The sequence below is a fragment of the Pseudomonas sp. KBN12P06040 genome, assembly GCF_037574965.1.
Lineage (GTDB): Bacteria > Pseudomonadota > Gammaproteobacteria > Pseudomonadales > Pseudomonadaceae > Pseudomonas > Pseudomonas aeruginosa.
In genome coordinates, this window is record NZ_JBBELS010000001.1 from 5614897 (window position 1) to 5634466 (window position 19570).

The window sequence follows — 19570 nt, forward strand, 5'->3', positions numbered from 1 at the left end:
GAATGATGCGGAGCGTTATCCGCCGGACACAGCAGGCAACCACGCCGACGTCCACCGCCGGCAGGGAAGTAGAAATGAAGGGTTGCGCGGAACTCCCAGATAACGGAAACGAAACGGCCGGCGGGCGCCTCGCGCCCGCCGGCCATTGCCTGGTTCGCTTCCCGTCGCCGACGGGCTAGCCAGTCAGGACAGGTACGCCGAGCGGGTCAGCCCCAGGCGCAGCGCATCCAGGTACTGGTTGCGCTCGCGGGCGGTGAGCTTGGCCCCGGCGACCTTGTCGCGGTAGAGGGTCATCAGTTCCTCCGGCGACAGGTGCACGTAGCGCAGCATGTCCTCGATGGTGTCGTGGGTCTCGATGCCGGCGTGATAGATGCCGCCGTCTGCGCGCTGGTAGACGTTCACCGAGTCGGTGTCGCCGAACAGGTTGTGCATGTCGCCGAGGATCTCCTGGTAGGCGCCGACCAGGAACACCCCGATCAGGTAGTCCTCGCCCTCCTTCACCTCGTGCACCGGCAGGCTGGTCTCGATGCTCTGCTCGTCGACGTACTGGGTGATCTTGCCGTCGGAGTCGCAGGTCAGGTCCTGCAGTACCGCGCGCCGATCCGGCTCCTCGCCCAGGCGGTGCAGCGGCAGGATCGGCAGCACCTGGCCGATGGCCCAGGTATCCGGCAGGCTCTGGAACACCGAGAAGTTGCAGATGTACTTGTCGGCGAGCTTGTCGTTGAGTTCGTCGAGGACCTGCCGGTGGGAGCGCTGGCGGGCCTTGAGCTGGTTGTGCAGGCGCCGGCAGATAGCGAAGTAGCACTGCTCGGCGAGGGCTTTCTGCGCCAGGCTGATCTTGCCGTCGGCATACTGCGCGGCGGCGTCGCCGATGTAGTGGGTGGCGCGCCAGTAGGTCTCGGTGACCATCTCGGCATCGGTCGGGCCGAGCAGTTCGGCCAGCCAGCGGACGATCTCCGGCTGCTCGTCGAGATCGACGATCTTCGGCACGTCGTCGTTGTGCCGCTCGACGTCGGTGACCTGGGTGATCAGCACCGCATGGTGCGCGGTCAGCGCCCGGCCGCTCTCCGAGAAGATGTGCGGATGCGGCAGGCCCTGGGCGTCGCAGAACTCCTTGAGCATGCCGACCACCACGCCGGCATAGTCATCGATGTCGTAGTTGATCGAGCTGGCGTTGCGCGAATGGGTGCCGTCGTAGTCGACGCCAAGGCCACCGCCGACGTCGATGTGATCCACCGGCAGGCCGAGCGCGCGCAGCTCGCCGTAGTAGCGGATGGCTTCCTTGAAGCCGTGCTGGTAGTCGGCCAGGTTGGCGATCTGCGAGCCCATGTGGAAATGCAGCAGGCGCACGCCCTGGTCGAGACCGGCCTGGCGGAAGCGCTCGACCACCGACAGCAGCTGGGCGGCGGAAAGGCCGAACTTGGCCTTCTCGCCACCGGTGTCTGCCCACTTCGACGAAGCCAGCGAGGACAGCCGCACACGCAGGCCGACCTGGGGCTGCACGCCGACGTTGGCGGCCTCCTCGATCACCAGCTGCACCTCGGATTCCTTCTCGATCACGATGAACACGTTGTGCCCGAGCTTCTGCCCCATCAGCGCCAGCTTGATGAACTCGCGGTCCTTGTAGCCGTTGCAGACGATGGTGCCGCCCTTCGGGGCCAGCGCCAGCACCGCCATGAGTTCCGGCTTGGAGCCTGCCTCCAGGCCGATGGAGACGTTCTCGGTGGCGATGATGTTCTCCACCACCGCTTCCTGCTGGTTGACCTTGATCGGATACAGCGCGGTATAGCGGCTCTGGTATTCGAGGCGCTCGATGTTCGCGTCGAAGGCGCCGGTGAGCTTGCGCACGCGGTCCTGCAGGATATCCGGGAAGCGCACCAGCAGCGGCAGGCTCAGGCCCGCCTCGCGCAACTGGCCGACCAGCTCGTAGAGATCGATGGGCGTCGAGTCGGCGCCCTGCGGACGCACTTCGACATTGCCGCCATCGTTGATGGCGAAATAACCCGCACCCCAGTGGCGGATGCCGTATACGCCGCGGCTGTCGGCCACGGTCCAGTTGCTGCCATCGTCTTTGCGAGTCCGTCGAGCGGCCATGCGCGGTGATCTCCTCAATGTTCGGGGTCGGGCGGGCGCCGGGATCTCCGGATGGCCCTGGGCCGGCACGCCTGTGGTGGAGGCTAGCCGGAGGATGTGACGTTGCCGTGTTGACCGCCACACTGGGCGGTAGTTTAGGAAAGCCGAGGAAATCCGCTCATGCGGGTATCCGCAGTCTCCCATCTAGGGAAAGGGCTGGCGCGGCCTTCGCGGTGCCGGACCTGCCCGCTCTCTGCAGGGGAGAACGCGGTCAGCCGCCGGACTTCTTCGCCTTGAAACCGCGCTTGAGGAGTTCGTCGATCAGCAGTTCGACATGCTCGCCCTGGATCTCCACCACGCCGTCCTTGAGACTGCCGCCGGTGCCGCAGCGCCGCTTCAGCGCGCTGGCCAGCTCCTTGAGCGCATCGCCGGCGAGCGGCAGGCCACTGATGGTGGTCACCGTCTTGCCGCCGCGGCCCTTGGTCTCGCGGCGCACGCGCGCGATCCCGTCGCCGACAGGCGCTACGGCCTGCCCGCAGATGCAGGCGTCTTTGGGTTGCTGGCAGTCCGGGCAATGCCGGCCGCCATCCGTGGAATACACCAGCCCGCCGAGGGCGGACAGGGACGAAGCTTTTTTGACCACCGGGCGTTTCCCCCAGAATGGCCTCGACGGGCCAGGTCAATAACGATGGCCGGCGGGAGCCGACCGCGACGCCCCACTCAGGCAGGGGCTGCGCAGGGGCGGCATGGGGACCGCCCGAAAAGGTCGCGCAATTTAGCAGCATTGCGAGCAAATGCTAAGAGCGAAAATGCGCCATTGATCGGTGAAATGGCGACATCCGCGGCTCAGGCATCCAGGTACAGGCGCAACGCCTGCAGGGAATCGGGGCAGTACGGCAGGCTGCGAGCCTCTTCCAGCGCCAGTTCGGGACGGATGAAGCGTGCTTCGGAGATTTCCTCCGCCTGCAGGCGCAAGGGCGCATCGGAGACAGCGGAAAACACCGCGCACCAGAGCCGGTTGCCCGGTTCGTCGAAGAAGAAGCGGCCATGTTCGCGCAGAACCGCGTCGCGGATTCCCAGCTCTTCCTCCAGTTCGCGGGCGGCGGAGTCGGCGTAGGGCTCGCCGGCCTGGACCATGCCGCCGGCGGCGAGGTCCCAGTACCCCGGATAGACCGCCTTGCTCAGGGTCCGGCGCTGCACGCACAGCTCGCCGGCGGAGTTGAACAGCAGGATGAAGGTGCCGCGACCGATCAGCCCGCGCTCGCGCAGCTCCGCGCGCGGCAGGCTACCGAGCGGGCGGTCCTGCTCGTCGACCCAGGCGATGAGTTCGGCGTCGGAGGCGGCCCGGTGGGCCACCTCTTCGGCGCTGATCGGCGCGGCCATGGGTCAGCCCTGGGAAAGCAGCTGGCGCAGGTCGATCACCGCGGCGTTGGCGCGGGAAATGTAGTTGGCCATCACCAGCGAGTGGTTGGCCAGGATGCCGTAGCCGCTGCCGTTCAGCACCATCGGGCTCCACAACGGCTCCTGCGCGGCCTCCAGCTCGCGGATGATCTGCCGCACGCTGACCGTGGCGTTCTTCTTCGCCAGCACGTCGGCGAAGTCGACCTCGATGGCGCGCAGCAGGTGCGACAGCGCCCAGGCCTGGCCACGGGCCTCGTAGAAGACGTTGTCGATCTGCAGCCAGGGGGTTTCCTGGACCACTTCCTCGACCTTGGGCGCCTCGCCCGGCTGTACTTCTTCGGGGTTCTTGATGTTGGTGTTCAGCTTGACCCGGCCGACACTCGCCGACAGGCGCTGGGACAGCGAGCCCAGGCGGGTGGCGACGTCGCCCAGCCAGTTGTTCAGGTTGTCGGCGCGGGCATAGAACTGCGCGTTGGGCTGGTTCGGGTCGGACAGGCGGGCCAGGTAGCGGTCCAGCGACTTGATGCCTTCCTGGTACTCCGACTCGGACGCCGGCAGCGCCCAGCTCTTGTTGTCGAAGTTGAAGCGCGGCTCGGCGCGAGCCAGGTCGGCGTCCTCGGTGGACTGCGACTGCGAACGGGCGAAGTCCTTGCGCAGCGCCCGGCTGATGTCACGCACCTGGACCAGCACGCCATACTCCCAGCTGGGCATGTTGTCCATCCAGATGCCCGGCGGGAAGATGTCGTTGGAGATGTAGCCGCCCGGCTTGGTCAGCAGGGTGTCGACCACTTCCTTGAGGGTCTCCACCGTGGTGTAGCCGGTGACCATCTGCCGCCCGGCGCGCTCGGCGGCGGCCTGGGCGTCCTGCTGCACGGGGAACAGGTCGGGTTCCTGGCTCCAGTACCAGCCGACCAGCATCGCCACCAGCAGGTAGACGCCCAGCAGGCCTCCCACCACGCGCACCAGCCAGGGGCCGCCGAAGTAGGTACGCACATCATCCACGGAATTGTCCACGCGATCGCGCATGGTCCCACGACGCTTCTTCCAGTCCAGCATGGCAAGGGTCCTTAAAACAGCTCGATAGATGGGGGATTGGACCATGGCGAACGCGTTCCGTGCCAAGCGCCAACCCTTCCAGGACGCCGAAAACCTCGGCATCGTCGGCTTTCAGCGTAGTGGAAGCCGGTTTTGTGCCGGAATGCTCAGTGAGAATTTTCCGAAACAGGCATAAGCATGCCGTAGTCCGTCGCACAAAGGCACCCACCAACAGGTGGGGATGACATTTGGAAAAGAAAAGGCTCCTCTCGTCAGCCGCCCAACGGCCGCTGGCTTTCATGGCGATAGGTGATAGCATAGAGCCATCATTCGCAGCGACGCTCTGCCGCGAAGACCACGAAAGAAGCGCGTCATGATGACCGAGCACGATGACCCGACCCTGGACCGCCTGAAGCACCACTTCGCCCAGCGAGTGATCAACCAGGCGCGCCAGGTTCTGGAGGTCTGGCAACGCCTGACCCGCGCGGAGTGGAACAGCGACGGCATGGAAGAACTGGCCGACGCCACCCTGCGCCTGCAGCGCTACGCCGAACGCTTCGAGCAAGCCGAGCATGCCCAGCTGGCCGGTGCCATCGACCGTACCCTGGACGTCGTCGAGGCCAACCGCGGCCGGCTTTCCAGCGAGTCGATCAGCGAACTCAACCAGTTGATGCAGCGCCTGTCGCGCACCGGCCTGCGGCATGGCGACCAGCTCGAGCACACCGTCCTGCCGCCATTGCGCAAACCGGTCTACCTGGCACTGAAGGACCGCGAACGCGCCGAGCGCCTGGCCCAGCAACTGGAGTTCTTCGGTCTGCAGGCGCTGAGCTGCGAGACCGCCGACGCCTTCCGCGCCAGCATGCGCGAACGCTACCCGGCGGCGATCGTCATGGAAGTCGACTTCGCCGGCCCCGACATGGGCCTGCGACTGGCCAGCGAGGCCCAGGCCGGCCTCGAACACAAGCTGCCGGTGCTGTTCTTCAGCGACAGCGAGACCGACACCCCGACCCGCCTGGCCGCAGCCCGCGCCGGCGGCCAGGAATTCTTCACCGGCACCCTGGACGCCTCCAGCGTGCTGGAAAAGATCGAGACCCTCAGCCGCCTGAGCTTCTACGAACCCTACCGGGTACTGATCGTCGACGACTCCCGGGCCCAGGCGCTGCACACCGAGATGGTCCTCAACAGCGCCGGGATCATCACCCGCGCGCTCACCGAGCCGCTGTCGGTGATGGCTGAGCTGAGCGACTTCCAGCCCGACCTGATCATCCTCGACATGTACATGCCCGAGTGCCTGGGCACCGAGTTGGCCAAGGTGATCCGCCAGCACGAACGCCACGTCAGCGTGCCGATCATCTACCTGTCCGCCGAGGACGACCTGGACAAGCAGCTGGACGCCATGAGCGAAGGCGGCGACGACTTCCTCACCAAGCCGATCCGCCCGCGCCACCTGATCGCCACCGTGCGCACCCGCGCCAGCCGCGCGCGCAGCCTGAAGGCGCGGATGGTGCGCGACAGCCTGACCGGCCTGTACAACCACACCCATACCCTGCAACTGCTCGAGGACGCCCGCCTGCGCGCGCGTCGCGATGGCCGTCCGCTGAGCTTCGCGATGCTCGACATCGACCACTTCAAGCAGGTCAACGACCGTTTCGGCCACCCCATGGGCGACCGGGTGATCAAGGGCCTGGCGCTGTTTCTCAAGCAGCGCCTGCGCAAGACCGACCACATCGGCCGCTATGGCGGCGAGGAGTTCGCCGTGGTCCTTCCGGACACCGATCTGGACGCCGCGCGCCTGGTGCTCGACGAGATTCGCCAGCGCTTCGCCGAGATCCACTACCCGGCGCAACCGACCGACCTGCGCTGCACCTTCAGTTGCGGCATCGCCGAGCTGACCCCGGACCTCGATATCAAGAGCATGGCCAAGCAGGCCGACGAAGCGCTGTACCGGGCCAAGCACGGCGGACGCAACCGGATCGAGGTATATCGTCCCGACGCCCGGTAATGGCTCTTTGTCATCACCTGGTAACCAAACGGAAATAACCTGCGGTCTCGCCGCTCCGTAGTCGGACGAGACCCGCCATGCGCCTCAAGCAACTCACCAATCTCAACACCCTGCTCCTGCTCACCGTCTGCCTCGCCCTGGGAATCACCCTGTGGTGGTCGCAACGCGCCATGGAGCGCCCGTTCCAGTTGCTCGACCAGTACCTGGAGCTGTCGCAGCGCTTCGACGAACAGGTCGCGCGCAACGTCCGCCAGTACCTCGGCAGCGGCGACGCCGTACGCCAGCAGGCCGCGCTGCAGGCCCTGGAAAGCCTCGCCGAGGCCTTGCCGGAGCTACCGCCGGACCTCGCCAGGACCCTCGCGCCAAGCCTCGCGGAGTTGCGCGAATTCAGCGCCGGCGACCTGCTCGCCGCCGGCAAGCTCGCCGGCGACCCGCAGGGCCTGCTGCTACAGGCCGAGCGCGACCTCGCCGGCAACCTGGAACAATGGTCCGCCTACCTGGATGCCGCGACGGAGCAGCCCCAGGCCGGCGCCTACCGCACCCCGCTGCTGCTCGCCAGCCTGCACCTGACCCGCCTCAGCCTGGCCCGCGCCAAGCTGGTGGAAAGCGCCAACCCGGCCCTGGCCGGCGACGTCGAGCGCGAACTGGCCAACCTGCGCGAGCAGGCCGGGCGGATCGAGGCCTTGCCGTTGCTCGGCGTGCTCGACGAACAGCGCTCGGCCAGCGACGACTTCGCCGCCATGATGGGGCTGGCCGGCGACGCCGAGGCTGGCGCCGGCAATGCCGAAGACCGCGGCGTGGCGCTGCGGCGCGAACTCGCCAGCCTGCTGCAACGCTATCCGGACGAGTTGCGCCGCACCCGCGACCTGATCGAGCGTCGCCAGCAACTGTCCGCCGACACCGGCGCCAAACTGGACGCGGTGCGCCAGGCCCTGGCCACCCTGGAACCGCAGGTGCGCGGCGAGCGCCAGCGCCTGCAAAGCCAGGTACGCCTGATCCAGGGTGGGATGATCGCCCTGATCCTGCTCATCGCCCTCGCCATCGACAGCCTGCAAAGGCGCCTGGCACGGGTCCTCGGGCAACTGGTGCCGGCGCTCTCGGCCTGGGCCGACGGCGACTTCTCACGCCCCATATCCCTGCGTACCCGCACCGAGGACCTGCGCAACCTGGAGGATTCGCTGAACCGCCTGCGCAGCTTCCTCGCCGAGCTGGTCGGCGCGATCCACCGCCGCGCCGAACAGGTCGCCGGCAGCAGCCAGACCCTGGCCGAGGTCAGCAGCGGCCTGCATGCCGGGGTCGAGCGCCAGGCCGGCGATACCGGGCAGATCCGCGACGCCCTCGGCGACATGGAAGCGGCGATCCAGCAGGTCGCCGGAGACGCCAGCCAGACCGCCGACGCCAGTCGCAGCGCAGGCCAGGCAGTGGAGCACGGCCAGCGGGTGATCGGCGAGAGCCTGGGCGGCCTGCGCGAGCTGGTCGACGAGGTGCAGGGCAACGCCCAGTCGATCGAGCGCCTGGCCGAGGAGTCGGCGACCATTGGCAGCGTGCTGACGGTGATCCGCTCGATCGCCGAACAGACCAACCTGCTCGCCCTCAATGCCGCCATCGAGGCCGCCCGCGCCGGCGACCAGGGCCGCGGCTTCGCCGTGGTCGCCGAGGAAGTCCGCTCGCTGGCCCAGCGCACCGCCGGCGCCACCGAGGAGATCCAGCAGCTCATCGGCCGCCTGCAACAGGCCGCGCGGCAATCGGTGGAGGCCATGCGCAGCCAGGTCGAGCATGCCGAACGCACCGCCGAACAGGCCGGCGCGGCGGAGGGCGCACTGGACGAAGTGGTCGCCGCGATCCATACCATCGGCGTGATGGCCGAACGCATCGCCGAAGGCTCGACCCAGCAGAGCCAGGCGGTCGGCGAGATTCGCTCGCACAGCGAACGCATCCACGCTCTGGGCGGGGAAAATCTGCGGCTGATCGGCCATAGCCGCGAACAGGGCGAGCAACTGCGGCAACTGGGCGGCGACCTGCGCACCACGGTGCAGGCCTTCCGCCTGTGACCCTGCGGCGACGTGCCGCAAGGCGCCAGAGGAACCGTCTGGCTTCGCACCGGTCGGATACCGCTCAGCGGAACCGGGGCAGGACCTGATCAGCCGCACGGGGCTCGATCGGGCCCGGCTTTCCGCTATCATTCCGGCTTTTGATCCGACGAGATATCCATGCGCCGCCTGCTGACCCTGATCCTCCTGCTGGTCGCCCTGCCCGCCGGCGCGGGCCTGTTCGACAGCCGTCCCGGCGCCTCCCTCGGCGGCGGCCTCGATGGCGGCGACTTCCTCAAGGTCGACCAGGCGTTCAAGCCCAGCGTCGAGCGCAGCGACGCGCAGCACGTGCTGCTGCGCTTCGTCAACGCCGAGGGCTACTACCTCTACCGCCACCGCTTCCAGTTCAAGGTCGAGCCAGCCCAGGTCAGCCTCGGCCAGGTGCAACTGCCGGCGGGCAAGCAGCACCACGACGAGTACTTCGGCGATACCGAGGTCTACTACAACATCGTCGACCTGGAGATTCCCCTGAACAACCCGGCCCGGCAGCCCTATACCCTGGTGGTGACCTACCAGGGCTGCGCCGACAAGGGCCTCTGCTACCCCCCGGAAACCAGGCGCTTCGACATCGACGGCGGTGCCGCGACGCCAGCCGCGAGCGACGCGGCCGGCAAGGGCCCGCTCGAGCACAAGGGCAAGCGCAGCCTGCTGTTCTTCTTCCTCGCCGGCCTGACCCTGACCTTCACCCCCTGCGTGCTGCCGATGCTGCCGATCCTCTCCGGAGTGGTCCTGCGCGGCCGGCCGGGCGGTGGTCGCGGCTTCGTCCTGTCGCTCGCCTACGTGCTGCCGATGGCGCTCTGCTTCGCCCTGCTCGGCGCGCTGATGGGCATGTTCGGCGCCAGCCTCAATCTCCAGGCGCAATTGCAGTCGCCCTGGGTACTGGTGCCATTCGCGGCGTTCTTCGCGCTGTTCGCCGTGGCCATGTTCGGCTTCTTCGAGCTGCGCCTGCCCGGCTTCATCCGCGAACCGCTCGACCGCCTGGCCGGCGATGCGCGCGGCGGCTCGATCCTCGGCGCGGCCACCCTCGGCGTGCTTTCCAGCCTGCTGGTCTCGCCCTGCGTCTCCGCCCCGCTGGCCGCCTCGCTGCTCTATATCAGCGCCAGCGGCGATGCCTGGGGGGGCGGCCTGCAACTGTTCGCCCTCGGCCTGGGCATGGGTACGCCGCTGGTGGTCTTCGGCGCCGGCGGCGGCGCCCTGCTGCCCAAGAGCGGAGCCTGGATGAACGGCGTGCGCAACGCCTTCGGCGTGCTGTTGCTGGCGGTCGCCGTGTGGCTGCTGGAGCGGGTGGTGTCCGGCCCGGTGGCGCTGATGCTCTGGGGCATGCTCGCCGGCGGCGCCGGCCTGGCCCTGGGCGCCCTCGAATTCACCCCGAAGAGCGCCGCACGCCGCCTGCTGCAACTGCTTGGCCTGATGTTCCTGACCTACGCGGTGGCCGCCTGGATCGGCGCCCTGCAGGGCGAGTCGGACCCGATCCATCCGCTGGGCCGCTCGGTGCCGTCGATCCACGCCGGGCCACCGAGCACGCCCGGCGAATGGCAGAACCTGACCACCCCGGCGCAGCTGGACGCCGCCCTGGCCGAGGCACGCCAGGCCGGCAAGCCGGTGCTGCTGGACTGGTATGCGGACTGGTGCATCAGTTGCAAGGTCATCGAGCGCCAGGTTCTCACCGATCCCACGGTGCAGGCACGACTGCCGGCCTACCGCCTGCTGCGCTTCGACATCACCGAAAGCAACCCGGCCCAGCGCGGCCTGCTGGACCGCTACAACCTGTTCGGTCCGCCGGCGATCCTGTTCTTCGCCCCGGGCGGTGACGAATGGAGCGACTTGCGCGTCATCGGAGAGATCGACGCCGCCGGGCTCGCCGAACGACTGCGCCGGGCCGCTACCCGGCAGTGACATGCGCTGACATACTTCTGCCGCAATTGCCGGTCAACATGCGGCGATCTACTGCAATCTAACAGTGACTGGACAGTCATACGGAAATTCCGGCATAGTGCCCGCTTGCCGTTTGCAGCCTGTACAGGACAATCAACAAGACAATGGCGACCCTCCTCGTATTGCACGGGCCGAATCTGAACCTGCTGGGCACCCGCGAGCCCGGCACCTACGGTTCGACCACCCTCGGGCAGATCAACCAGGACCTCGAGCGCCGCGCCCGCGAAGCCGGCCACCACCTGCTGCATCTGCAAAGCAACGCCGAATACGAACTGATCGACCGGATCCATGCCGCGCGCGACGAAGGCGTGGACTTCATCATCATCAATCCGGCGGCATTCACCCATACCAGCGTCGCGTTACGTGACGCGCTGCTTGCGGTGAGCATCCCATTCATCGAAGTGCACCTGTCGAACGTGCACAAACGTGAACCTTTCCGGCATCACTCCTACTTCTCCGACGTGGCGGTAGGGGTGATCTGCGGTCTCGGCGCCACAGGCTACCGCCTGGCCCTGGAATCCGCCCTTGAACAACTTCAACGCCCCTGACCTCACTGGGAGTGCTAGCGCTAATGGACATTCGTAAAGTCAAGAAACTGATCGAGCTGCTGGAAGAGTCCGGTATCGACGAGCTGGAAATCCGCGAAGGCGAAGAGTCGGTACGCATCAGCCGCCACAGCAAGACCGCCGCCCAGCCGGTGTACGCACAGGCTCCGGCCTTCGCCGCTCCGGTCGCCGCGCCGGCGCCGGCAGCCGCCGCTCCGGCCGCCGCTGCCGCGGAAAGCGCCCCGGCCGCTCCGAAGCTGAACGGCAACGTGGTTCGCTCGCCGATGGTCGGCACCTTCTACCGCGCCGCCTCGCCGACCTCGGCCAACTTCGTCGAAGTCGGCCAGAGCGTGAAGAAAGGCGACATCCTGTGCATCGTCGAAGCCATGAAGATGATGAACCACATCGAAGCCGAAATTAGCGGCACCATCGAGTCGATCCTGGTGGAGAACGGCCAGCCGGTTGAGTTCGACCAGCCGCTATTCACCATCGTCTAAGCCGCGGGGAACCTGCGATGTTGGAAAAAGTGCTGATCGCCAACCGCGGCGAAATCGCCTTGCGCATCCTTCGCGCATGCAAGGAGCTGGGGATCAAGACGGTGGCGGTACACTCCACCGCCGACCGCGAGTTGATGCACCTGTCGCTCGCCGACGAATCGGTGTGCATCGGTCCGGCCCCGGCCACCCAGTCGTACCTGCAGATCCCGGCGATCATCGCCGCGGCCGAGGTCACCGGCGCCACCGCGATCCACCCCGGCTACGGCTTCCTCGCCGAGAACGCCGACTTCGCCGAGCAGATCGAACGCTCCGGCTTCACCTTCGTCGGCCCGACCGCCGAGGTGATCCGCCTGATGGGCGACAAGGTCTCGGCCAAGGACGCCATGAAGCGCGCCGGCGTCCCCACCGTGCCGGGCTCCGACGGCCCGCTGCCGGAAGATGAAGAGACCGCCCTGGCGATCGCCCGCGAGGTCGGCTACCCGGTGATCATCAAGGCCGCCGGCGGCGGCGGTGGGCGCGGCATGCGCGTGGTCTACGACGAATCCGAGCTGATCAAGTCGGCCAAGCTGACCCGCACCGAGGCCGGCGCGGCGTTCGGCAACCCGATGGTCTACCTGGAGAAGTTCCTGACCAACCCGCGCCACGTGGAAGTCCAGGTGCTTTCCGACGGCCAGGGCAACGCCATCCACCTCGGCGACCGCGACTGCTCCCTGCAGCGCCGCCACCAGAAGGTAATCGAAGAGGCGCCGGCCCCCGGCATCGACGAGAAGGCCCGCCAGGAAGTCTTCGCCCGCTGCGTCCAGGCCTGCATCGAGATCGGCTACCGCGGCGCCGGCACCTTCGAGTTCCTCTACGAGAACGGCCGCTTCTACTTCATCGAGATGAACACTCGCGTGCAGGTGGAGCACCCGGTATCGGAGATGGTCACCGGTGTCGACATCGTCAAGGAGATGCTGCGCATCGCCTCCGGCGAGAAGCTCTCGATCCGCCAGGAGGACGTGGTCATCCGCGGCCATGCGCTGGAATGCCGGATCAACGCCGAAGACCCGAAGACCTTCATGCCCAGCCCGGGCAAGGTCAAGCACTTCCACGCCCCCGGCGGCAACGGCGTGCGCGTCGACTCGCACCTCTACAGCGGCTACAGCGTACCGCCGAACTACGACTCGCTGGTCGGCAAGGTCATCACCTACGGTGCCGACCGCGACGAGGCGCTGGCGCGGATGCGCAATGCCCTGGACGAGTTGATCGTCGACGGTATCAAGACCAATACCGAACTGCACAAGGACCTGGTGCGCGACGCCGCCTTCTGCAAGGGCGGGGTGAACATCCACTACCTGGAGAAGAAACTGGGTATGGACAAGCACTGATCCGTCAGTCGCTGCGCACAAGGGCTGCCTCCGGGCGGCCCTTGTCGTTTCCGCCTGCCGGCCGCCCCAACGGTGCTATCCTCGTCGCCCCTCCACCACCGGACTCCTGCATGGAACGCATCCGCCGCTGGTACCGCCAATCGCTGGCCGCCGCGACCGAGGCCGCGACCTGCTTCGCCCTGGGCTTCAGGGAAAGCCTGCAACCCGCCGCACTCTTCCGCTCCGCGAGCCTGTGCATTCTCGTCAGCGTGCTGTGCACCTGGCTGTTCGTGCATTTCTTCGAACCGATCATCCGCCTCTGCGGCTGGGCCGCGCTGTACACGGCATTCAGCGTGGCCAACTTCGCCCTGATCCCCAGCGGCTCGCTGATCGAGGCCGGCAGCGGTGGCCCGTACTTCGATCCGCTGGCGGCCTTCAACGGCCTGGCAGGACTGGCGCAACTGGCGTTCTATTTCGTCGGCTATGCCGCGCTGTTCTTCGTCGCCCTGTACGCCGCCAGCATCGTCTTCGGCATCCGCCTGGGCCTGCGCATCGGCCTGCTCGGACAACTGAAGGAACAGGTCCGCCAACGCTACCCGCGACTGGCACCTGCCTCCGGCGAAAGGATCTCGCTGTGGCGTGCCGCCGGCTTCCGCCTAGCACCCTGGCTGGGCGTTTCCGGATCGATCCTGGTCGGCCTGCTGGTTCCGCTCTACAACGGTGTACTCCTGCTGCTGGCGCTGGCCTACCTGAACATCCGCTTCCTGCTGCCCGCCACGCTGGCCGGGCTGGCCGATGCCGGCGAGCAGCTCGCCGTGCTTCGTGCTCGCCGCGGCAGCCTGTTGCTGTTCGGCCTGCTGATACTGCTCCTGGCGCTGGTGCCGCTGCTCAACCTGCTGCTGCCGGCGGTGCTCGGCGGCGGTACCTGCCACCTGGCCAATCGCGGCCTGGCGCAACTGCGCGGCGAGGCCACGGCAGAGAGTGGCAGCGCCGGCTAGCCTCAAGTAAGCTTGCGCGGTGGAAAACGGGTCGCCCCTGGGCGGCCCGTTTCGTTTACAGCCGCAACAGAGGTCGCCCCATGCCCTGGTTACAAGTTCGCCTGGCCATCACCCCGGAACAGGCCGAAACCTACGAAGACGCCCTGCTCGAAGTCGGCGCCGTCTCCGTGACCTTCATGGACGCCGAAGACCAGCCGATCTTCGAGCCGGACCTCGGCACCACCCCGCTGTGGTCGCGCACCCACCTGCTGGCGCTGTTCGAAGCGGACACCGACGAGACCGCCCTGCTCGCCCACCTCGCCTTGCTTACCGGCGGCGACCTGCCCGAGCACCATGTCGAGGAAATCGCCGACCAGGATTGGGAACGCAGCTGGATGGACAACTTCCAGCCGATGCGTTTCGGCCGCCGCCTGTGGATCGTGCCGAGCTGGCACGCCGCCCCCGAGCCGGACGCGGTCAACCTGCTGCTCGATCCGGGCCTGGCCTTCGGCACCGGCACCCACCCGACCACCGCGCTGTGCCTGGAATGGCTCGACGGCCAGGAACTGGCCGGCCGGCAGGTGCTCGACTTCGGTTGCGGCTCGGGAATCCTCGCCATCGCCGCGCTGCTGCTCGGCGCCGAACGGGCGGTCGGCAGCGACATCGATCCACAGGCCCTGGAAGCCTCGCGCGACAATGCCTCGCGCAACGGTATCGAGCCCGCGCGGTTCCCTGTCTACCTGCCGGCGGACCTGCCGCAGCGACAGGCCGACGTGCTGGTCGCCAATATCCTCGCCGGCCCGCTGGTTTCCCTCGCCCCGCAACTGACCGGCCTGGTACGTCCCGGCGGCCTGCTGGCGCTGTCCGGCATCCTCGCCGAGCAGGCCGAGGAGGTCCGCGCGGCCTACTCCGCACACTTCGATCTCGACCCGACCGCCGAGCGCGAAGGCTGGATCCGCATCAGCGGCCGCCGCCGCGCCGATTGATGGCGCACCGCCAGCCACCACTGATCCCGCCCCACTGCCTTCGTGCAAGAAGCTTGGGGTAGACTAGCCGCCGGATTTTTCCTACGGATCGCCGCATGAGCGAAAGCGTCATCACCCAATGTCCCCATTGCAGCACCAGTTTCCGCGTCAACGACGCGCAACTGGGCGCCGCCAATGGCGCGGTCCGCTGCGGCACCTGCCTGAAAGTCTTCAACGCCCTGCAACACCAGGTCGGTGGCGCGCCGCGCGCGAACGCTCCTTCGGCAGCCGAAGCGAAGCCGGCCGCCGCTCCGCCACCCGCGCCCAGCGTCGCGGCCGCCACCTCGGCCGCGCCCCCGGCAGCGCGCCCGCGCGACGAAACCCTGTGGATCCATGACGACCTCGATCTGGACAGCCTCAACCTCGACGAGGAACTGGCCAAGCTCGACGAATTCGAGCTGAACCAGGAGTTCTCCAGCATCGAGAAGGCCCCGCGACCGGCGGAGAGCCTGCTGGCGCGCCGCGACGACGAACGCGATCCACACGACGAACGCTGGGCCGAGGCGCTGATCGCCGATGCCGAACCAGCCCAGCCGGCGCGCGGCAATCCGCGCCAGGAACCGAGCCTCGGCGAACCGCTGGCGGAAGAGCGGGTATCCTTCGTGCCGCTGCGCCGCGCCGAGGATCCGCCGGAACTTCGCCTCAGCCTCGATGACGACGATGACGACGAGCCCCGCCTCGGCAAGCGCCGCCACGGACTGAGCGCCCTGGATGAAGACGACGAGGAAAGCGCCGAGGAACAGTCCGTCGCGCCCCTGGGCAGCGCCCGCAAGCCGGACGAGGCGCCGGTCGAGAGTCTCGACCAGTTGCGCGACGAGCCGCTGCAACTGGCCTGGGAGAAGCCCCGGCGCCAATGGCCGCGGCGTCTCGGTTGGCTGCTGCTGATCCTGCTGGCGCTGGGTGGTCTCGCCGCTCAGTACGTCGCCTACCATTTCGACGAGCTGGCGCGCCAGGACGCCTATCGCCCCTGGTTCGCCCAGCTCTGCCCGGAAATCGGCTGCACCCTTCCCTCCAAGGTCGACGTGGAGCAGATCAGGAGCAGCAACCTGGTGGTCCGCAGCCATCCCGAATTCAGCGGCGCGCTGGTGGTCGACGCGATCATCTACAACCGCGCCAGCTTCTCGCAGCCGTTCCCGCTGCTGGAACTGCGCTTCGCCGACCTCAACGGCCACCTCATCGCCAATCGCCGCTTCAAGCCCGGCGAGTACCTCGGCGGCGAGCTGGCCGGACGAACGGAAATGCCACCGCAGGTACCGATCCACGTGTCGCTGGACATCCTCGACCCGGGTCCGAAGGCGGTGAACTACAGCCTGAGCTTCCATTCCCCGGAGTGACCGGAAAGACCTCGCCGGTCGCCGCCGGGCCGCTACGCCCACCCGCTCGCGCGGAGCGCCAGGCGCAAGTGCCGCTCGTCTTCCAACTGTAAGAACTAAGGAATCGGCTGTTCAGAATTTATCCAAAACAGCCTTTATCCGGTCATCCAGAGCGGGTATCATGCCCTCCCTTTTTTCGCAGCACCGCAAGACAGGGAAGCCCCATGTCGGTGGTACGCATCGGCCCATATACACTGCCCAACAGACTGATCCTCGCGCCGATGGCCGGGGTGACCGATCGTCCGTTCCGTCAGCTTTGCCGTCGCCTTGGCGCCGGGATGGTGGTATCGGAGATGGTGACCAGCGACGTCCGCCTGTGGAACAGCCGCAAGTCGCGCCTGCGCCTGATCCACGATGGCGAGGACGAGCCGCGCTCTGTGCAGATCGCCGGCGGCGATCCGGCCATGCTGGCCGAGGCCGCGCAGCGCAATGTGGAACTCGGTGCGCAGATCATCGACATCAACATGGGCTGCCCGGCGAAGAAGGTATGCAACAAGGCAGCGGGGTCCGCCCTGCTGCGGGACGAGGCGCTGGTCGCCGAGATCCTCGATGCCGTGGTCAGGGCGGTCGACGTACCGGTCACCCTGAAGATCCGGACCGGCTGGGACCGGGACAACCGTAACGGCGTCAGCGTCGCGAGGCTCGCCGAACAGGCGGGGATCCAGGCTCTTGCGGTACATGGCCGGACCCGCGCCGACCTGTACACCGGGGAGGCGGAGTACGAGACCATCGCGGCGATCAAGCAGGCCGTGTCGATACCGGTGTTCGCCAATGGCGACATCGATTCGCCGGAGAAGGCCAGGAAAGTCATCGAGCAGACCGGGGTGGATGCCCTGCTGATCGGTCGGGCCGCCCAGGGAAGACCGTGGATTTTCCGCGAGATCGACCATTACCTGCGGACCGGCGAGCACCTGCCGGCGGCGCCGCTTCCCGAAGTGCAGAGCATCCTGCTCGAACACCTCGCGGAGCTGCACCTTTTTTATGGGGAAGAAATGGGTGTGCGGATCGCCCGCAAGCATGTGGGGTGGTATCTCGCGACTCTGCCGGGCGCAAGGGAATTCCGCGCCCAGTTCAATCGTTTGCAGGACACGGATGCGCAGTGCGCCAGCGTCAGGCAGTTCTTCGCCGAGCGCCAGAACAACGGAACAGGGGTGGCCGCATGACAACGATGACGACCGAGACTTTAGTGAGTGGAACAACGCCCGTGAGCGACAACGCCAACCTGAAACAGCACCTCACCACGCCGACGCAAGAAGGGCAGACCCTGCGCGACAGCGTGGAGAAGGCATTGCACAACTACTTCGCCCACCTCGAAGGGCAGCCGGTCACGGACGTTTACAACATGGTGCTCTGCGAAGTCGAAGCGCCGCTGCTGGAAACCGTCATGAACCACGTCAAGGGGAACCAGACCAAGGCCTCCGAGCTGCTCGGCCTGAACCGCGGGACCCTGCGCAAGAAACTCAAGCAATACGACCTTCTTTAAGAGCGGCGGCGGGCTCCGGCCAAGGGCGCGCGTCCCGGCCGGCACCCGCGGCCGGAAGCCAGCCCTCAGGACCCTTGCAATGACCGACCAAACCACCCGCCTGCCCATCCGCCGCGCGCTGATCAGCGTTTCCGACAAGACCGGCGTCGTCGACTTCGCCCGTGAGCTGGTCGCCCTCGGCGTGGAAATCCTTTCCACCGGCGGCACCTACAAGCTGCTCCGGGACAACGGCATCTCTGCCGTGGAAGTGGCCGACTACACCGGCTTCCCGGAAATGATGGACGGTCGGGTGAAGACCCTGCACCCGAAGGTGCACGGCGGTATCCTCGGTCGCCGCGACCTGGACGGCGCGGTCATGGAGCAGCACGGCATCAAGCCGATCGACCTGGTGGCGGTCAACCTGTATCCCTTCGAGGCCACGGTGGCCAGGCCCGACTGCGACCTGCCTACCGCCATCGAGAACATCGATATCGGCGGGCCGACCATGGTCCGTTCGGCGGCGAAGAACCACAAGGATGTCGCCATCGTGGTCAATGCCGGCGACTACGCCGCCGTGATCGAATCCCTCAAGGCCGGCGGCCTGACCTACGCCCAGCGTTTCGACCTGGCCCTCAAGGCGTTCGAGCACACCTCCGCCTACGACGGCATGATCGCCAACTACCTGGGTACCATCGACCAGACCCGCGATACCCTAGGCACCGCCGACCGCGGCGCCTTCCCGCGCACCTTCAACAGCCAGTTCGTCAAGGCCCAGGAAATGCGCTACGGCGAGAACCCGCACCAGAGCGCGGCGTTCTACGTCGAGGCGAAGAAGGGCGAGGCCAGCGTCTCCACCGCCATCCAGTTGCAGGGCAAGGAACTGTCGTTCAACAACGTCGCCGACACCGACGCCGCCCTGGAATGCGTGAAGAGCTTCCTCAAGCCGGCCTGCGTGATCGTCAAGCATGCCAACCCCTGCGGCGTCGCCGTGGTGCCGGAAGACGAAGGCGGCATCCGCAAGGCCTACGACCTGGCCTACGCCACCGATAGCGAATCGGCGTTCGGCGGCATCATCGCCTTCAACCGCGAGCTGGACGGCGAAACCGCCAAGGCCATCGTCGAGCGCCAGTTCGTCGAGGTGATCATCGCACCGAAGATTTCCGCCGCCGCCCGCGAGGTGGTCGCCGCCAAGGCCAACGTACGCCTGCTCGAATGCGGCGAATGGCCAGCCGAGCGCGCCCCGGGCTGGGACTTCAAGCGGGTCAACGGCGGCCTGCTGGTACAGAGCCGCGACATCGGCATGATCAAGGCCGAGGACCTGAAGATCGTCACTCGCCGCGCGCCCACCGAGCAGGAGATCCACGACCTGATCTTCGCCTGGAAGGTGGCCAAGTTCGTCAAGTCCAACGCCATCGTCTACGCCAGGAACCGCCAGACCGTCGGCGTCGGCGCCGGCCAGATGAGCCGGGTCAACTCCGCACGGATCGCCGCGATCAAGGCCGAGCACGCCGGCCTGGAAGTGAAAGGCGCGGTGATGGCCTCGGACGCCTTCTTCCCGTTCCGCGACGGCATCGACAACGCGGCCAAGGCCGGCATCACCGCGGTGATCCAGCCGGGCGGCTCGATGCGCGACAACGAAGTGATCGCGGCGGCCGACGAGGCGGATATCGCGATGGTGTTCACTGGCATGCGCCATTTCCGCCATTGAGTATCACGGCGGCTGAGCGCGATGCGGTCAGCCGCCCTACCCACGAATTTCACGCAGGGCGGATAACGCGGCGCGTTACCCGCCGTTGCGCCAGGAGAACC

General features: G+C 67.2%; 16 protein-coding genes. 12 read left to right on the forward strand and 4 right to left on the reverse strand.

Going from position 1 to position 19570, the window contains the following annotated elements:
• Nucleotides 1-183: 183 nt before the first annotated feature.
• The 4 genes from speA to VQ067_RS26565 form a co-directional block, all read right to left on the reverse strand.
• Nucleotides 184-2094 (reverse strand): arginine decarboxylase, encoded by a 1911-nt coding sequence (speA, locus tag VQ067_RS26550; RefSeq protein ID WP_003095365.1) that lies wholly within the window; start codon nucleotides 2092-2094, stop codon nucleotides 184-186.
• A 250-nt stretch (nucleotides 2095-2344) separates the two neighbouring features.
• Nucleotides 2345-2716 (reverse strand): translation initiation factor Sui1, encoded by a 372-nt coding sequence (locus VQ067_RS26555; protein ID WP_003106225.1) that lies wholly within the window; start codon nucleotides 2714-2716, stop codon nucleotides 2345-2347.
• A gap of 203 nt (nucleotides 2717-2919) precedes the next feature.
• Nucleotides 2920-3456, reverse strand: a complete 537-nt coding sequence (locus VQ067_RS26560) for an NUDIX hydrolase (RefSeq protein ID WP_003095369.1) — start codon at nucleotides 3454-3456, stop codon at nucleotides 2920-2922.
• A gap of 3 nt (nucleotides 3457-3459) precedes the next feature.
• The gene (locus tag VQ067_RS26565; protein ID WP_003095371.1) at nucleotides 3460-4530 is read right to left on the reverse strand and encodes a DUF2333 family protein; all 1071 of its coding nucleotides are present in this window, start codon (nucleotides 4528-4530) and stop codon (nucleotides 3460-3462) included.
• 352 nt (nucleotides 4531-4882) lie between these two features.
• Between VQ067_RS26565 and gcbA the strand changes: the two genes are divergently transcribed.
• From gcbA to purH, 12 genes are all read left to right on the forward strand, one after another.
• On the forward strand, nucleotides 4883-6511 hold the full coding sequence (gcbA, locus tag VQ067_RS26570; RefSeq protein WP_003106227.1) for a diguanylate cyclase GcbA: 1629 nt from the start codon (nucleotides 4883-4885) through the stop codon (nucleotides 6509-6511).
• A gap of 77 nt (nucleotides 6512-6588) precedes the next feature.
• Nucleotides 6589-8562, forward strand: coding sequence for a methyl-accepting chemotaxis protein CtpL (gene ctpL, locus VQ067_RS26575; RefSeq protein WP_015503725.1), 1974 nt, complete (start codon nucleotides 6589-6591; stop codon nucleotides 8560-8562).
• A 159-nt stretch (nucleotides 8563-8721) separates the two neighbouring features.
• On the forward strand, nucleotides 8722-10497 hold the full coding sequence (locus VQ067_RS26580) for a protein-disulfide reductase DsbD (RefSeq protein WP_023092661.1): 1776 nt from the start codon (nucleotides 8722-8724) through the stop codon (nucleotides 10495-10497).
• 143 nt (nucleotides 10498-10640) lie between these two features.
• Nucleotides 10641-11084: a type II 3-dehydroquinate dehydratase gene (aroQ, locus tag VQ067_RS26585; protein ID WP_003095385.1), complete on the forward strand. Its 444-nt coding sequence runs from the start codon at nucleotides 10641-10643 to the stop codon at nucleotides 11082-11084.
• 23 nt (nucleotides 11085-11107) lie between these two features.
• Nucleotides 11108-11578, forward strand: a complete 471-nt coding sequence (accB, locus tag VQ067_RS26590) for an acetyl-CoA carboxylase biotin carboxyl carrier protein (protein ID WP_023092662.1) — start codon at nucleotides 11108-11110, stop codon at nucleotides 11576-11578.
• A 17-nt stretch (nucleotides 11579-11595) separates the two neighbouring features.
• Nucleotides 11596-12945 (forward strand): acetyl-CoA carboxylase biotin carboxylase subunit, encoded by a 1350-nt coding sequence (gene accC / locus VQ067_RS26595; RefSeq protein WP_003095391.1) that lies wholly within the window; start codon nucleotides 11596-11598, stop codon nucleotides 12943-12945.
• Nucleotides 12946-13055: 110 nt separating this feature from the next.
• Nucleotides 13056-13922 (forward strand): EI24 domain-containing protein, encoded by an 867-nt coding sequence (locus tag VQ067_RS26600; protein ID WP_003112326.1) that lies wholly within the window; start codon nucleotides 13056-13058, stop codon nucleotides 13920-13922.
• A gap of 80 nt (nucleotides 13923-14002) precedes the next feature.
• Nucleotides 14003-14887 carry a 50S ribosomal protein L11 methyltransferase gene (prmA, locus tag VQ067_RS26605; protein ID WP_033937824.1) on the forward strand — a complete coding sequence of 295 codons (885 nt, stop codon included), beginning with the start codon at nucleotides 14003-14005 and terminating at the stop codon, nucleotides 14885-14887.
• A gap of 95 nt (nucleotides 14888-14982) precedes the next feature.
• Nucleotides 14983-16260, forward strand: a complete 1278-nt coding sequence (locus tag VQ067_RS26610) for a DUF3426 domain-containing protein (protein ID WP_033990036.1) — start codon at nucleotides 14983-14985, stop codon at nucleotides 16258-16260.
• A 203-nt stretch (nucleotides 16261-16463) separates the two neighbouring features.
• Entirely contained in the window at nucleotides 16464-17462 is a 999-nt protein-coding gene (gene dusB / locus VQ067_RS26615; protein WP_003111229.1) for a tRNA dihydrouridine synthase DusB, read from the forward strand.
• Nucleotides 17459-17782: a DNA-binding transcriptional regulator Fis gene (gene fis, locus VQ067_RS26620; RefSeq protein WP_003121116.1), complete on the forward strand. Its 324-nt coding sequence runs from the start codon at nucleotides 17459-17461 to the stop codon at nucleotides 17780-17782. Before dusB ends, fis begins: the two co-directional genes overlap by 4 nt.
• Nucleotides 17783-17861: 79 nt before the next feature.
• Nucleotides 17862-19469: a bifunctional phosphoribosylaminoimidazolecarboxamide formyltransferase/IMP cyclohydrolase gene (purH, locus tag VQ067_RS26625; protein ID WP_003105151.1), complete on the forward strand. Its 1608-nt coding sequence runs from the start codon at nucleotides 17862-17864 to the stop codon at nucleotides 19467-19469.
• Nucleotides 19470-19570: the final 101 nt, after the last annotated feature.